The following is a 14289-nucleotide window of genomic DNA, read 5'->3' as shown; positions in this document are numbered from 1 at the left end:
TCGGCGGCCAGCAGGTCGGGGATCAGGCCGTCCTTGTCGGTGGTCCACACGCGGCCGTCGCGGCGCAGGAAGCTCATGCCGGAGCTCTCCTCGCCGCCGAACGCGACCTCGCCGCTGAACAGCGGGTCCACGAACCACTTGAAGCCGACCGGGACCTCGAGCACCTTCGCGCCGATCGACGTGGCCACGCGATCGATCAGGGAGGAGGAGACGAGCGTCTTGCCGACGGCGGCGCCCTTCGGCCAGCCCGGACGGTTGCCGCCGAACAGGTACTCCACGCACACGGCGATGTAGTGGTTCGGGTTCATCACGCCCCAGTTCGGGCAGACGATGCCGTGACGGTCCGCATCCGGGTCGGTGCCGCCGACCAGATCGTACTTGTCCCACGCGCCGGCGTTGAGCTCGTCCACCAGACCCTTCATCGCGTACGGCGAGCTCGGGTCCATGCGGATCTTGCCGTCGTGGTCGATGGTCATGAAGCGCCACGTCGGGTCGACTTCGGGACGCACGACGCCGATCGTGAGGCCGTACTTCTCGTTGATGAGCGGCCAGTAGTTCACGGACGCGCCGCCGAGCGGGTCGATGCCCAGGCGCACGCCGGAGTTGCGGATGACGTCGAAGTCGATGACGTTGGCCAGATCATCGACGTAGTGCTCGCGGAAGTCGAAGCCCTCGACGTACTCGGACTTGACGGCCTCCTCGTACGGGACGCGCTTGACGGACTTGTAGTCGCCGAGCAGCTCGTTGGCGCGCGCGGCGATCGCGTTCGTCACGTCGGCCGGGGCCGGGCCGCCGGTGACCGGGTCGTACTTGAAGCCGCCGTCGGTCGGCGGGTTGTGCGACGGGGTGACGACGATGCCGTCGGCCAGTCCTTCGCCCTCGAAGCGCTGGGTGCCGTCGGCCGCGCGGTTGTGCGTCAGGATCGCCTGGGAGACGACCGGGGTGGGCACGAAGTCGTCGCGCGAGTCGATGCGCACGTGCACGCCGTTGGCGACGAGGACCTCGATGGCGGTCTTCTTGGCCGGCGCGGACAGCGCGTGCGTGTCGGAGCCGAGATACAGCGGACCGGTGACGCCGGCCTTCTTGCGGTATTCGGCGATGGCCTGCGTGATGGCGACGATGTGGGCCTCGTTGAACGAGGTCTTCAGGGACGATCCGCGGTGGCCGGAGGTGCCGAAGATGACGCGCTGCTCGGGGACGGACGGATCGGGGACGAGGTCGTAGTACTTGCCGATGACTTCGTCGACGTTGATCAGATCAGCTGGGGTGGCGGGAAGGCCCGCGTTTGTTGCTACCATGACTCCTATTTTGCCACGGTTTTCCGGGGGTGAAAACATTTGCAACATGAATTGCCGTCGTACGCCGCGCGAATCCTTGCTGACGAATGCGCCGCGGATGGTTCGGGGAAGACCGGTGCGGGGCGGATTTCGGCCGTATGGCCGCCGAAAGGAGGCCGTGCCGCCACGGGCGGGACCGGTGGTTTCGCCGTGTCGCGATGGCCGGTGCGACCGTTGGCGCAGCGGGCGACGCGCCGAAAGTTGGCGGAACCGGTTCGAGGGCGTTACACTGCCTTATGAACTTCTACTTTTGCAGGGTTGCAAGTCACATAAGACGCAAGACCTGAGATATATGCCTGCCATAGGTGTATGTCTTGGGTCTTTTTTGTTGTCTTGCGGTTCTGCGAGGGCGGAGAACATAACAGGAGAACAACAGGAACACAAGGGAAGGAAACCAAAGATGGCTGAATCCACAGCGTCGCAGATCATCGACGCCATCGGTGGTCCGGGCAACGTCAAGAGCCTGACGCACTGCGCCACTCGTCTGCGTTTCGAGCTTGTCGACGGAGGCAAGGTCGACCAGAACCGCCTGCAGCACATGAAGGGCGTGCTCGGTGCGGTCCCGCAGGCCGGCGACCGCTACCAGGTCGTCATCGGCGGTGCGGTCGCCTCCATGTACGAGGAGATCATGCACCTGCCCGAGATGGCGAACGCCGGCGCCGCCGCCAAGTCCGCCAACAACGGCAAGATGACCGATGCCGAGGTCAAGGCCGCCGAGCGCGCGAAGGCGCGCGGCAAGGTCGCCTGGCTCGACTCGTTCTTCGAGTACCTGGCCGACTCGTTCCGCCCGATCCTGGGCGTTCTGCTCGGCGCGTCCATCATCATCGCGCTCGTCAACCTGTTCATCTCGCTCGGTGTCATCGCCAACGACGAGGCGAACACCTCGCTCATGTTCATCAAGGCCATCTGGAAGGGCGTGTTCTACTTCCTGCCGATCATGGTCGCCTACAACGCCTCCAAGAAGCTGAAGGTCGACCCGTGGCTCGGCGGCTCCATCATGGCCATGCTCATGACCCCGCAGTTCACCGCGCTGTCCGACGCCAAGACCTGGGGCGACGCCGTCAAGTGCGTCGAGAACGCCACGCTGGGCACCACCGACTGCACCGCCACCGTCTTCGGCCTGCCGATGCAGCTGTCCGACTACTCCGGCAACGTGTTCGTCCCGCTCATGATGGCCGCCGTGCTCGCGCTCGTCTACCACGGCCTGAAGAAGATCATCCCGGACAGCGTCCAGCTCGTGTTCGTGCCGTTCTTCTCCATGATCATCGTCGGCGTGCTCACCGCCTTCATCATCGGCCCGCTGGGCGTGTGGGTCGGCAACGGCCTCGGCGTCGTCCTCGCCTGGATGAACGGCCACGCCCCGTTCATCTTCGCCATCGCGATCCCGCTGCTCTACCCGTTCCTCGTCCCGCTCGGCCTGCACTGGCCGCTCAACGCCCTCATGCTCATGAACATCCAGTCGATGGGCTACGACTTCATCCAGGGCCCGATGGGCGTGTGGAACTTCGCCTGCTTCGGCGCCACCGCCGGCGTGCTGTTCCTCTCCATCCGCGACCATGACAAGGAAATGCGCCAGACCTCCATCGGCGCGCTCGCGGCCGGCCTGCTCGGCGGCGTCTCCGAGCCGTCCCTCTACGGCATCCACCTGCGCTACAAGCTGGTCTACAAGCGCATGCTCATCGGCTGCGGCACCGGCGGTGTCGTGATCGCCGTCCTCGGCTGGCTGTTCCCGTCCGTCGTCGCCTCCGGCGAGTCCGTGCGCGGCGTGACCACCACCGCCTTCGCGTTCACCTCGCTGCTGACCGTCCCGGTCTTCAACCAGATGTGGGTCTACGGCGTGTCCATCGCCGTCGCGTTCGCCGTGTCCATGTTCCTGATCGTCACGCTCGACTACCGCACTCCGGAGCAGAAGGCCGAGCTGCAGGAGCGCCTCGCCCAGGAGAAGGCCGACCGTGAGCTCGAGGCCCAGGCCGCGTCCGCTCCGGCCGCCGCTCCGGCCGCCGCGCCCGCCGCGACTGCGACCGCCGTCGCCGAAGCCCCGGCCGCCGCCGCGACCGACACGGTCAACGCCCCGGTCGCCGGCCACGTGATCTCCCTCGACGACACCGGCGATCCGGTGTTCGCCTCCCGCGCGCTCGGCGAGGGCGTCGGCATCCAGCCGACCGACTCGACCGTCGTCGCCCCGATCTCCGGCGTGCTGCAGACCGTCGCCGAAACCGGCCACGCGTTCGGCATCAAGTCCGATGACGGCGTCGAAGTGCTCGTGCACGTCGGCATCGACACGGTCAAGATGAACGGCGAGGGCTTCTCCGTCGCCGTGGCCGCCGGACAGCGCGTCAACGCCGGCGACACGCTCGTGACCGTCGACTTTGATAAGGTCAAGGCAGCGGGATACAGCACCACCACCCTGATGACGGTGCTCAATACCGTGGCCCTGGCCGGCGTCACTCCGAAGACGGGAATCGACGTCGCCGCGGGCGACCCGGTGCTCGACATCCAGCACTGAGTCTGGAGGCCGTATAGACAAAAGGGGACGCACTTGAAAGTGCTTCGCGTGTTCAACAACAACGTCGTGCTTGCCGCAAACGGCTCGCAGGAGGTCATCGTCACCGGCAGGGGACTGGGCTTCAAGGCGAAACCGGGGCAGGAGATCGACGACGCGAAGGTCGTTCGGGTGTTCGTCCCCTCCGACGGGCGGGACCCGGATCATCTGGCCGAACTGCTGGCCGGAATCCCGCCCGAGATGATCCGACTCGTGACCGACGCCATGACGCGCGTGGGACTCGGCCAGCAGGCTGAATCCAAGCCTACGCTCGTCATGGCGCTCGCCGATCACGTCACCGGGGCCGTGCAGCGGTTCAAGCGGGGCGAACACGTCGCCTATCCGCTCGCTGCCGAAGTCCAATCGCTGTATCCGGCCGAGTACGCGCAGGCCGAACGCATCCTCGCCCAGCTCAACGCCGAGCTGAACCACGCGCTGCCCGACAGTGAGGCCGTGGCGTTCACGCTGCACCTCGTCAACGCGGGCTTCTCCAACGGCGACCTGTCGTACACGTACCAGATGACCGGCATCATCCAGCAGATGATCGCCGTGATCGAACGCTGCTACGGCATCGAACTCGACCAGCACAGCATCAACGTCGGCCGTTTCATCACGCATCTGCGCTACCTGTTCGTGCGCATCAGGCAGCACCAGCAGCTCGACCGCGAACCCGAGCCGATCATCACGTCGATCGAACAGTCGTATCCCGAGGCGATGAGCTGCGCCCGCGCCGTCGCCGACATCGTGCGCATCCGGCTCGACTCGCCGCTCACCGGCGACGAGATCGCGTATCTTGCGCTGCATATCGCGCGCGTCACGTCCGACGCGAAGGAGGAACGCCGCGCCGCGCGTGCGGACGAGACCGCGCACTGATCCGCGATCGTCGCCGATCGCCGGCAAACGCCGCGTACGGACGTTGCGCACGGACGTTGCGCACGGGTCGACGCGCCGCGTATCGCGCGTCGTCGAAACGTTATTTGATCGGCGGAATGATGCCCGTCGCCGACAGATCGGGGTCGACCTCCGGCACGCGCACGCACAGCGCCTTGCGCTCCACGTCGAAGCGGATGTGGCGCGTGGCCGGCAGCATGTCGCCGTCCACCTGCGCCAGCGCCGGCTTCTCCAGCATGATCTCCGCGCTCACGCCCTGAATGTTGTCGATCGACGAGTTCGTCGACAGCGGGCTCGAGCCGGACTTGCCGGTGATCGTCTGGTGCACCACGTCGCCGAACAGGTTCGCCCAGCCGAGAATGCCGCCCGACGTGTCGATGATCTCGAAATCGAGGATGCCGTCGTCGTACGAGGCGTCCGGCATCAGCGAGAAGAACGGGATCTGGCCGCAGTTGCCGGCCATGAACGTGCGGAACGCGAGCCCCTTGATCGTATGCGAGCTGCCGTCCGCACTGCGGATCGTCACCGAACCGTGATATTTCGGCGCGAACAGGTTCTTCACGCCCGACACGAAATACGCGAGCCAGCTGATGTTCTTCTTCAGCTCGGGATCCGTGTCGTCGATCATCAGCGCGTCGAAGCCGATGCCCGCGATGATCAGGAACGCGTGGCCGTGATCCGTGTCCGGATCGTCCAGCAGCGTCAGGCGGCCCATGTCCACATGCCGCGAGCCGTGCGACGTGGCCACCGACAGCGCCGCGTCGATGTCGTCGACCGGAATGCCCATGTTGCGGGCGAACAGGTTGCCCGTGCCGATCGGGATGATGCCGAGCGCGTGGCCGGTGCCCGAGACGGCGCTCGCCACCGTGCGCACCGTGCCGTCGCCGCCGACCGCAACGACCACGTCCGCGCCGTGCGCGAGCGCCTCCTTCGCGCACGCGCGGCCGTCCTTGTCGAGCTTCGTCTCGATGAACTCGATTTCGGTGAGCCCCTTGGCCTTGCAGAACTGTTTGATGTGCTTCTTGCGTTCCGCGGCCTGCGGCTTTGACGGGTTGACGATGAACGCGTAATGCACCTGGTCGTCGTTGCGCCGGTCGAGCTGTTCGGCGAGCCGGCGGCGGTGCGACGCGCGGACGGCGAAGTACGCCGCGGCCGCGATGATGACGATGCCGGCGACGACGGCGAGGACGATGGCGACGATGGTGGCGGTAGGCATGGTTCCCATTGTGTCCGCACATCGCCCGCGACGCCCGCACGACACGACGAAACTCGACGATTCCTGCACGTTCGGTGGGTGAGGCGGCGGATCGTGACGATGACATCTACGAATACGTAGACGCGGTTCCGCGTGTCGGCTTACGGCGGTAGGCTGGGGCACATGCTTGATATTCAATTCATTCGTGACCATACCGACGTCGTGAAGGAATCGCAGCGCAAGCGCGGCGAATCCGTCGAACTCGTCGACGAAGTGCTCAAGTCCGACGAAACCCGCCGCACCGCCCTCAAGGAATACGAGGAGGCGCGCGCCCAGCAGAAGGAGATCGGCAAGAAGGTCGCCGCCGCGCCCGCCGACGAGAAGGCCGCGCTCATCGCGCAGACCAAGGATCTCGCCGCCAAGGTCGCCGAGTACAAGGCCACCGCCGACTCCGCCGCCGAAGAGTACACCACCGCCATGTGGAAGCTGTCCAACATCGTCGAGCCGGAGGCTCCGGAAGGCGGCGAGGACGATTACGTCGTCGTCAAGAAGGTCGGCCAGATCCGCGACTTCGCGGCCGAAGGCTTCGAGCCGAAGGACCACCTGACCCTCGGCACCGAGGTGGCCGGCATCGACATGCGCCGCGGCGTCAAGGTCGGTGGCTCCCGCTTCTACTTCCTGCGCGGCGCGGTCGCCCGCATGCAGATCGCCATGCTCACCATGGCCGTCGACCAGGCCGAACAGCACGGCTTCGTGCTCGCCATCACCCCGACCCTGGTCCGCCCCGAAGTCATGCGCGGCACCGGCTTCCTCAACTCGCACGCCGACGAGATCTACCGTCTGCGCGAGCCCGACGACCAGTACCTCGTCGGCACGTCCGAAGTGGCGCTCGCCGGCATGCACGAGAACGAGATCCTCGACCTCGGCAACGGCCCGCTGCGCTACTGCGGCTGGAGCTCCTGCTACCGCCGCGAGGCGGGCGCCGCCGGCAAGGACACCTCCGGCATCATCCGCGTGCACCAGTTCGACAAGGTCGAAATGTTCGTCTACGCCAAGCAGGAGGACTCCTACGCGGAGCACCAGCACCTGCTCGAAATGGAGCAGGAGATGCTCGCCAAGGTCGAGGTGCCGTACCGCATCATCGACACCGCCGCCGGCGACCTCGGCTCCTCCGCCGCCCGCAAGTTCGACTGCGAAGCGTGGGTGCCGACCCAGGGCCGCTACCGCGAGCTGACCTCCACCTCGAACTGCACCGAGTACCAGGCCCGCCGCCTCAACATCCGCGAGCGCACCGAGGACGGTTCCACCCGCCCGGTCTCCACGCTCAACGGCACGCTGGCCACCACCCGCTGGCTCGTCGCGATCCTCGAGAACCACCAGCAGAAGGACGGCTCCATCGAGATCCCGAAGGCCATGCGTCCGTACATGGGTGGCAAGGAAGTCATCGAGCCCACGAAGTGGGAGGCGTGACGTCCGTCACGCCTGCTGTGTTCTGCGTCGCGCACGGCCGCTGTCGCTGTGCGCGGCTACGAACAGTCCACTGGACTGTTCGTCACGTGGGAGGCGTGACGTTCGTCATGTGGGAAGCCTGATTTCCGCCCCATCTGTATAATTGAACATCGTGCGCTTTCGGGCGCACGCAAGGACAGGTGTCTGAGTGGCCTAAAGAGACGGTCTTGAAAACCGTTGTGGGGCAACCCACCGCGAGTTCGAATCTCGCCCTGTCCGCTTTTCCAAGGGCTCCGGCATGTGCCGGGGCCCTTCTCATTTCGCCTATGCGCGTGATGATGTGACGCGGAGCGTGACACGGCGCGGACCGGATCATGCACGGTATGCGTCGAATCGTTGGAAAATCAAGGTTTCTGCTTGGGGTGTGGTTGGTGGGTTCCACTCCCGGTCACGTGCCGGGTCACGAAAGAGTCACGAACGAGTTGCGCATGGCTGCGATTAGGGTGGGTGTCATGACCGATACCGTGCAATCGCAACCGTTGTCCTGCCCGTACACCGACGTGATCTTCGACTACTGCGACGTGCTGCTGGACTGGCGTCCGCGGCTGCCGCTCGACGGACAGTATCCGGCCGGCGTCGTCGACATGTTCTTCGACAAGGCGGACGAATACGGGTTCGACTACTACGACGCGATGAGCGACTCCGGTTGGAGCGAGGAGCGCGTGCTCGACGACTACGAACGGCATCACGGCCCGGCCGTCGCGTGGGTGTTCCGCGTGTATTTCGAACGGCAGCGGCTGTCGCTGTACGACATGATCGACGGCATGCCGATGCTGCTGCGAGATCTGGACCGTGCCGGCGTGCGACTGTGGGGGTTGACGAACTTCACCGCGAAGTACGTGCACGCCGCGCAGGAGAAGTTCCCGTGGCTGCGACTGCTGCGCGACACCGTGATCTCGTCCGAGGAGCGGATCCGCAAGCCCGATCCGATGATCTACCGGCGTGCGATCGAACGATTCGGCGTCGATCCGGCCGCCACCGCGTTCGTGGACGACAAGGCGTACAACGCGGCCGCGGCCACCGCCGTCGGACTCCACGGCATTCAGTTCCGTAGCGCCGCGCAGACCCGTGCGGCGCTGGGCCTGTGACCCTGTGACCGGTCTGTGACCGGCGCCTTCCTCACACGATGCGGCGGTCGGCGGCCCAGCGGGTGAGCTCGGTGCGGTTGGACAACTGGAGCTTGCGCAGCACGGAGCTGACGTGCGTCTCCACGGTCTTGATCGAGATGAACAGCTCGGCGGCCACCTCCTTGTACGTGTAGCCGCGCGCGATGAGGCGCATCACCTCCTGTTCGCGGGCCGAAAGCCGGTCCAGCTCCTCATCGCGTACGCCCGCGGTGCCAGCCCCGCCAACGCCGCCGCCTGCGCCCGCCGGCCCGAGCCCGTCCCCGCCGACCGGCACCCCCTGGAACGCGGACAGCACGAATCCGGCCAGTTTCGGCGAGAACACCGCATACCCCTCATGCACCTGACGGATCGAATTGATCAGATCCTCGCCGGTGATCGTCTTGGTCACATAGCCGCGCGCCCCCGCGCGGATCACCGCGCCCACGTCCTGCGGCGAATCGGACACCGACAGCGCCAGAAACGCGGAATGCGGCGAATAGGCGAGCGATTTGGCGAGGATCTCCGCCCCGCCGCCGCCCTCGCCGCCCGGCACGTGCACGTCGAGCAGCACCACGTCCGGCTTGGTCGCGGCGATCATCGCCACCGACCCCTCCACGTCCGGCGCCTGGCCGACGATCGTGAAATACGGCTGCAGCGTCGCGATCACGCCCGCGCGGAACATCTCGTGATCGTCGACCACGGCCACGCGGATCGGCTGCACGGTCTGACCGTTCGGGTCGAGCGCGGCGAACGTCTCGGCCGTCGCCGGCTGCCGCCGCGGCCCGTCCTGCGGCTGATACGACTGTTGAGACTGCTGTTGTGACTGTTGCTGCGGCTGTTGCCGTTGCGGCTGAATCCGGTCCGTCATGCCGTCGCCTTCCCCTCTCCGCTCGTCGCGCCGCCGTCGGCGTGCGTACCGCCGGTCCGCCCGGCATCCGCACCATCGGCGATCGGCATGTGCATGCGCACCTCCGTGCCCCAGCCGGGCCGCGACACGATCTCCACCGTACCACCGCGCCGTCGCACGCGTCCGATGATCGACTCGCGGATGCCGAGCCGGCCTTCGGGAATCGCGTCGACGTCGAATCCGTCGCCGTGATCGCGCACGAACACCTCGACCTTGCCGCCGCCGGCCTCGCAGTAGACCGACACCGGCTCGCCGCCGTGCGTCACCGCATTGACGAGCGCCTGCTGCGCGGCGTCGAGCAGCGCGTCGGTCTGCGCGCTCGGCCGCGCGTCGCCGACGGTCACGACCTCGATCGGCCTGCCGTGTGCGTCCTCGACGTGCGCGGCGACCTCCTTGATGCCGGCGCTGACCGAACGGTCCGACGTGGTGCGCTCCTGATACAGCCATTCGCGCAGTTCGCGCTCCTGCTGACGCGCCAGCGTGAATACGGTCGCAGGCTCGCCGCTGTGCAGCTGGATCAGCGCGAGCGTTTGCAGGACGCCGTCGTGCAGATGCGCGGTCATGTCGGCGCGCTCCTCCTCGCGTTCCTTGAGCGCCCGCTCGGTGCCCAGATCGCGGATCAGCGAACTGATCCACGGCACGATCGCCAGTCCGGCGCCGGCGAGCAGCAGCAGTCCGGCAAGCACGATGCGCCGCGGGGACGCGCCCCAGCCGGGGATCGTCGATTCGAACACGAACACCGCATACGCGACGAACAGCATCGCCACACCGCCGAGCATCGACCACAGCTGACCGTCCTTCGCGCCGTAGCGCAGCCACGCCATGCCGACGCCGGTCAAGGCCAGCAGGATCGGCAGGATCAGCTCGCCGGCCACGCCGCCGTACAGCATGATCACGGTCACCGCAAGCAGCGCCAGTCCGGCCAGTGCGACCAGCGCCGGCTTGGGCGCGCGTTTGAGCGCGTCCAGCAACGTCTCCGACTGTCCGGCCGCCACGCGTTCGGGATCGGCCGGGGCGTCCGTATCGTCGGGGCCGCGATCGGAACCGTTACCGGACGGGCCGTCGATGTCGAACGCGTCGCCGCGTCCGTCGACCCGACGATTGCCGCGCGACAGCGGCTGACGTGCGTTCGTCGTCGCACGGGCCTGCGCGGCGGCGACGGGATCGCCGACCGGCACGAACAGCCACAGGAACACGTACGCGACGACGCCCGCGCCGAAGCAGCACGCCGCGATCAGGAACAGCAGCCGCACCCAGCCGACGCCGACGCCCAGATGCAGCGCCACGCCGCGGCATACGCCGCACAGCATGCGGCCCTGTTTCGGGCGCATCAGCGGCAGACGGTCCGGGTTGGCGTAGGGGTTGCGATCGGTCATGATTCCATTGTGCCGCCGCCTCGCGCTATTCGACGCGCCATTCGGGGATTGTGACGCATGGTTCAGGGAACAATCAGGGTGTTCCCGGACGGCCGTGGCAGGTCGCGGCTGCTGTAATGGAACCATGAGCAATACGCATGACTTCTCCGAACCTTCCTCCGGTGCTTCCGGCAACGGGCCTGCCGGTGCCGGTACTTCGGCGTATGGTTCCGCCGGCACTCCGGCGGGCAATCCGTACGGCGGCAACCCGTATGGCGCTTCGGCGGGCAACCCGGCCTCCAATCCGACCGGCAACCCGTACGCCAATCCATGTGGCAACTTGTACGCCAACCCGGCGGGCAACCCCAACGGCAACCCGTATGCTGGCCAGAACCCGTACGCCAATCCGGCACCTCCAGCTGGCGGGGCCGGCCGGTCGAACGGCGCGTCCGGAGTCCTGCCGCGATTCTTCCGGTGGGTCCGCAACAGCGGCATAGGCCGGTCCGACGACCGCTGGGTGGGCGGCGTGTGCGGGGGACTGGCCCGCTACTTCCGCATCAGTCCGGTGCTGATGCGCGCGATCATGTTCGCCGCGGTGTTGGTGTGCGGCTTCGGTGCGGCGTTCTACGCGCTCGCATGGTTCCTGCTGCCCGACGACCGCGACGGCGGCATTCTCGCCGAACGGTTGGCCGGTGGCGATTGGGACTGGGCGTGTCTTGGCGTGTTCCTGTGCTTCGCGATCGGCGTGATGTTCCCCGGCGCCGGTTTCGTACTGACTGTGGCCGCCGCGTTCGTGCTGTGGCTGCTGCTCGAACGCGAGACGCGCCGTCGGCGCGGCTATGGCCGGTCCGATGGCGGTCCATTCGGCAGGCCAAGCGATCCGTTCATCCCCAACGGCGTCCCCAACGGTGTCCCCAACGGTGTTCCCAACGGTGTCCCCAATGACAGGCCAAGCGGCATCCCGAACAGTGCGCCGAACGACAATCCCCCCGTCGCGCCGATCTTCTCTGCAGCGTCCGCGTCGTCCGCAACACGGCCGTCCACAGCGCAACCGGTCGCAGCACAACCGTTCGCAGCTCCGGCGTCCGCGACCATGCCGATGACCTCGCCGTACCGCGCGCCGCAGCCCAGGCCGAAACCGCGGTATGCGCGGCGCAAGCCGGCCGGCCCGTTCATCGTGGCCGTGTCCCTCGGTCTGATCCTGCTGTCGATGGCCGCCGCGTTCGTGATGAGCGGCACCAGTCTCAACAGCGCGATCCGCACATGGACGTTCTGGTCGGCCGGCGTGTGCATCGCGCTCGGCCTGCTCATCGTCGCGCTCGGCCTGACCGGACGCCGGTCCGGCGGACTGATCCCGATCGCATGGTGCGCGGCGATCGTCGCCGTATGCGTGGTCGGCGTGAACCTGACGTACTCGTATCTGCTGCACCAGTATCCCGGCTACGCGTACCGGCAGGGATACGAGCGGATCGCGGTCCGCGGCACGCGCACGATCCAGTACTCCCAGACGCAGTCGCTGCCGTTGAATGACGATGGGGGACTGGTGTTCGAAGGCGGCGACTACGACACGGACAACGTCACGCTCGACCTGACCGGATACGAGTTCGGCGGCGCGCACCGCGTGCGACTCGGCAGCGGCGACCTCGTCTACTCGCAATGCCCGAGCGGACAGCTCAACCTCGGCGCGTCCGACGTGCGCGTCACCGTCACGCTGCCGGAAGGCTGCACCTACGGCTTCGGCAGACGCGACGTCTACTACCAGACCGGATTCGCCTCGCTCGGCGGGAAATGGTCGATGACCTTCGACGACAACACCATCGGCATCAGCGACGGAAGCGACTACTCCTACTCCAACAACAACGTGTACACCTGCTCGGCCGACGGCTTCAGCGAGTCCGGATGCCGGTGGATGACCGATTCGGACAGAGAGCCGGAGGACGGTCCCGAACTGCTCATCAACCCGGTCGCGATCATCAGCGGACGGGTGACCGTGGAGTACGCGCGCGGCACGAGTGGCATCGGCGATTACTGATGCGCGCGGCCGGTGACGGTGCCGGTGCGGAGACGGCGGATGAGCGGAAACATGACGGGCGTCGTGGACGGCGCGAACTGACATACTGACAGGAGAACGATGATGACCAACGATGAGACGACCGTTGCGCTTGACGCGGCGGATGCGGCCGGTGCTGGTGCTGATGCCGCCGGTGCCTCGGATGCGACCGAGACGACGGTGATCCCGGCCACATTGGACAAGTCCAACGAGACGCCGACCGAAACCATGCCGCCGGTGGGCGGCGACGAACGGACCTCAGTGCTGCCGGTGAGCGACCCGGCCGACACCATCCCGATGGTGACCTATCCGGATGGCGACGTCTCCGTGGCGGCCGGGGCATCTGAGACGGCTCTGACCACGCCGCTCGCCACGTTGGTGCGCAACACCGAGAGCGCCCGGGACGGCGGCCATGCCTCCGCGGCCGAGGCTGCGTCGACGGTGCCGCTGTATGTCGCGCAGACGGGCGCCGCAGGTCAGAGCATCGTGAAACAGGGTGTGAAACCTTCTGGGGGAGCTGATCGGCCGACCGGCGGCACGGGATCGGCCCCCAAGGGCAAGCCGGACGTGATCGACGCGAGCATGGACGATTTCGCCCAGACCGTGCCGATGACGGTGGCCACGCCGATCGACGATCCGACGGCCGCGATCCCTCGGCGTGAAGAGAGTCACGGTAAGGCTCATCATGACGCGCACGATGACACGCCGGAGGTCAATACGCCGGAACCCGGCGCATCGGCGGTCGGCCCGTCGGAGACCGGAGCGCCGAAGCCTGATGCACCGGAGTCCGGCATGCCGAGGGCCAAAACGCCGGATGCGGCCGACTTCGGCGGGGCGGGGGTTCCGAGGACGAACGATACCGTTCCGGCGAACGATGGTACGGCGTCGGCGCATGGTGCCGGGCAACCTGGCAGAGGTGGGTCTCCGGCGTCGGTGCGGCAATCAACCCCGCAGGAATCGGTGCGACAGGGCGCGCCGGGGCCTGCCCCGGCATGGACCCGGCCGGATCGTGGCACCCAGCCGGTCGTGCAGGTGGCGCGTGAGGAACCCGCCGAACCGCAGGTGATCCGCAAGACCGGGCCGAATGCGGCGGCGATCATCTTCGGCGTGATCGGCATCCTGCTCGGCGTGGTCACGCTGCTGTTCGGGCTTGATTACCCGACCAACCTGTTCTTCTGGCTGCAGGCCGACCCGCGCGTGGTGGCCGCCATCTCCTGCGCGGTCGTCGGTGGCGCGCTGGTGCTGGTCGCCATCATCTGGGCGCTCGTCTCGATGATCGGATCCCGCCGCAAACGGAACGATGCCACAGCCGAACAATGGTGAAGCCGGATGCGGTTCGGGTGCAGTTTGACGATTGAGAGGCTGATTTCCCGTTGCGTCGAGGTCGGTTTGACGAT

At 67.0% G+C, this 14289-nt stretch carries 10 protein-coding genes and 1 tRNA gene; 7 read left to right on the top strand and 4 right to left on the bottom strand.

Features of this window, described 5'->3' with window-relative positions:
• A partial coding sequence (locus tag JS533_RS12100; RefSeq protein WP_241514917.1) for a phosphohexomutase domain-containing protein occupies positions 1 to 1298 on the bottom strand: 1298 nt, incomplete at its 3' end.
• Between the two features lie 439 nt (positions 1299 to 1737).
• Here JS533_RS12100 and JS533_RS12095 point away from each other — a divergent pair.
• Both JS533_RS12095 and JS533_RS12090 read left to right on the top strand, forming a co-directional pair.
• Positions 1738 to 3843: a glucose PTS transporter subunit IIA gene (locus tag JS533_RS12095; protein ID WP_241514915.1), complete on the top strand. Its 2106-nt coding sequence runs from the start codon at positions 1738 to 1740 to the stop codon at positions 3841 to 3843.
• Between the two features lie 33 nt (positions 3844 to 3876).
• Positions 3877 to 4752 (top strand): PRD domain-containing protein, encoded by an 876-nt coding sequence (locus JS533_RS12090; RefSeq protein ID WP_241514913.1) that lies wholly within the window; start codon positions 3877 to 3879, stop codon positions 4750 to 4752.
• Between the two features lie 100 nt (positions 4753 to 4852).
• Here JS533_RS12090 and JS533_RS12085 read toward each other — a convergent pair whose 3' ends face one another.
• Positions 4853 to 5995, bottom strand: coding sequence for a diacylglycerol/lipid kinase family protein (locus tag JS533_RS12085; RefSeq protein WP_241514912.1), 1143 nt, complete (start codon positions 5993 to 5995; stop codon positions 4853 to 4855).
• 153 nt (positions 5996 to 6148) lie between these two features.
• Here JS533_RS12085 and serS point away from each other — a divergent pair, with 153 nt between their 5' ends.
• The 3 genes from serS to JS533_RS12070 all read left to right on the top strand — a co-directional run bounded on the left by serS (position 6149) and on the right by JS533_RS12070 (position 8562).
• The gene (gene serS / locus JS533_RS12080; protein WP_241514910.1) at positions 6149 to 7435 is read left to right on the top strand and encodes a serine--tRNA ligase; all 1287 of its coding nucleotides are present in this window, start codon (positions 6149 to 6151) and stop codon (positions 7433 to 7435) included.
• A gap of 173 nt (positions 7436 to 7608) precedes the next feature.
• A tRNA-Ser gene (locus JS533_RS12075) sits at positions 7609 to 7693 on the top strand.
• A 233-nt stretch (positions 7694 to 7926) separates the two neighbouring features.
• On the top strand, positions 7927 to 8562 hold the full coding sequence (locus tag JS533_RS12070; protein ID WP_241514909.1) for an HAD-IA family hydrolase: 636 nt from the start codon (positions 7927 to 7929) through the stop codon (positions 8560 to 8562).
• 31 nt (positions 8563 to 8593) lie between these two features.
• Here the strand turns inward: JS533_RS12070 and JS533_RS12065 are convergent, their stop codons facing one another.
• Positions 8594 to 9448 (bottom strand): LuxR C-terminal-related transcriptional regulator, encoded by an 855-nt coding sequence (locus tag JS533_RS12065; RefSeq protein WP_274619262.1) that lies wholly within the window; start codon positions 9446 to 9448, stop codon positions 8594 to 8596.
• Entirely contained in the window at positions 9445 to 10863 is a 1419-nt protein-coding gene (locus JS533_RS12060) for an ATP-binding protein (RefSeq protein WP_241514908.1), read from the bottom strand. Before JS533_RS12060 ends, JS533_RS12065 begins: the two co-directional genes overlap by 4 nt.
• Before the next feature lie 124 nt (positions 10864 to 10987).
• Here JS533_RS12060 and JS533_RS12055 point away from each other — a divergent pair, with 124 nt between their 5' ends.
• Both JS533_RS12055 and JS533_RS12050 read left to right on the top strand, forming a co-directional pair.
• Complete coding sequence (locus JS533_RS12055; RefSeq protein ID WP_241514907.1) at positions 10988 to 12874, top strand: PspC domain-containing protein; 1887 nt, start codon at positions 10988 to 10990, stop codon at positions 12872 to 12874.
• Between the two features lie 99 nt (positions 12875 to 12973).
• On the top strand, positions 12974 to 14215 hold the full coding sequence (locus JS533_RS12050; protein WP_241514906.1) for a hypothetical protein: 1242 nt from the start codon (positions 12974 to 12976) through the stop codon (positions 14213 to 14215).
• Positions 14216 to 14289 lie beyond the last annotated feature (74 nt).

It is taken from the genome of Bifidobacterium amazonense (assembly GCF_018555435.2).
In the GTDB taxonomy this organism is placed as follows: Bacteria; Actinomycetota; Actinomycetes; order Actinomycetales; family Bifidobacteriaceae; genus Bifidobacterium; species Bifidobacterium amazonense.
The sequence above is the reverse complement of the archived record's forward strand: the minus strand, read 5'-3'. Positions and strand labels throughout refer to the sequence as shown.

Coding starts and splice junctions, on each gene's coding strand:
- JS533_RS12095 (WP_241514915.1), top strand. CDS start 1,738: ATGGCTGAATCCACAGCGTCGCAGATCATCGACGCCATCGGTGGTCCG.
- JS533_RS12085 (WP_241514912.1), bottom strand. CDS start 5,995: ATGGGAACCATGCCTACCGCCACCATCGTCGCCATCGTCCTCGCCGTC.
- serS (WP_241514910.1), top strand. CDS start 6,149: ATGCTTGATATTCAATTCATTCGTGACCATACCGACGTCGTGAAGGAA.
- JS533_RS12070 (WP_241514909.1), top strand. CDS start 7,927: ATGACCGATACCGTGCAATCGCAACCGTTGTCCTGCCCGTACACCGAC.
- JS533_RS12065 (WP_274619262.1), bottom strand. CDS start 9,448: ATGACGGACCGGATTCAGCCGCAACGGCAACAGCCGCAGCAACAGTCA.
- JS533_RS12060 (WP_241514908.1), bottom strand. CDS start 10,863: ATGACCGATCGCAACCCCTACGCCAACCCGGACCGTCTGCCGCTGATG.
- JS533_RS12055 (WP_241514907.1), top strand. CDS start 10,988: ATGAGCAATACGCATGACTTCTCCGAACCTTCCTCCGGTGCTTCCGGC.
- JS533_RS12050 (WP_241514906.1), top strand. CDS start 12,974: ATGATGACCAACGATGAGACGACCGTTGCGCTTGACGCGGCGGATGCG.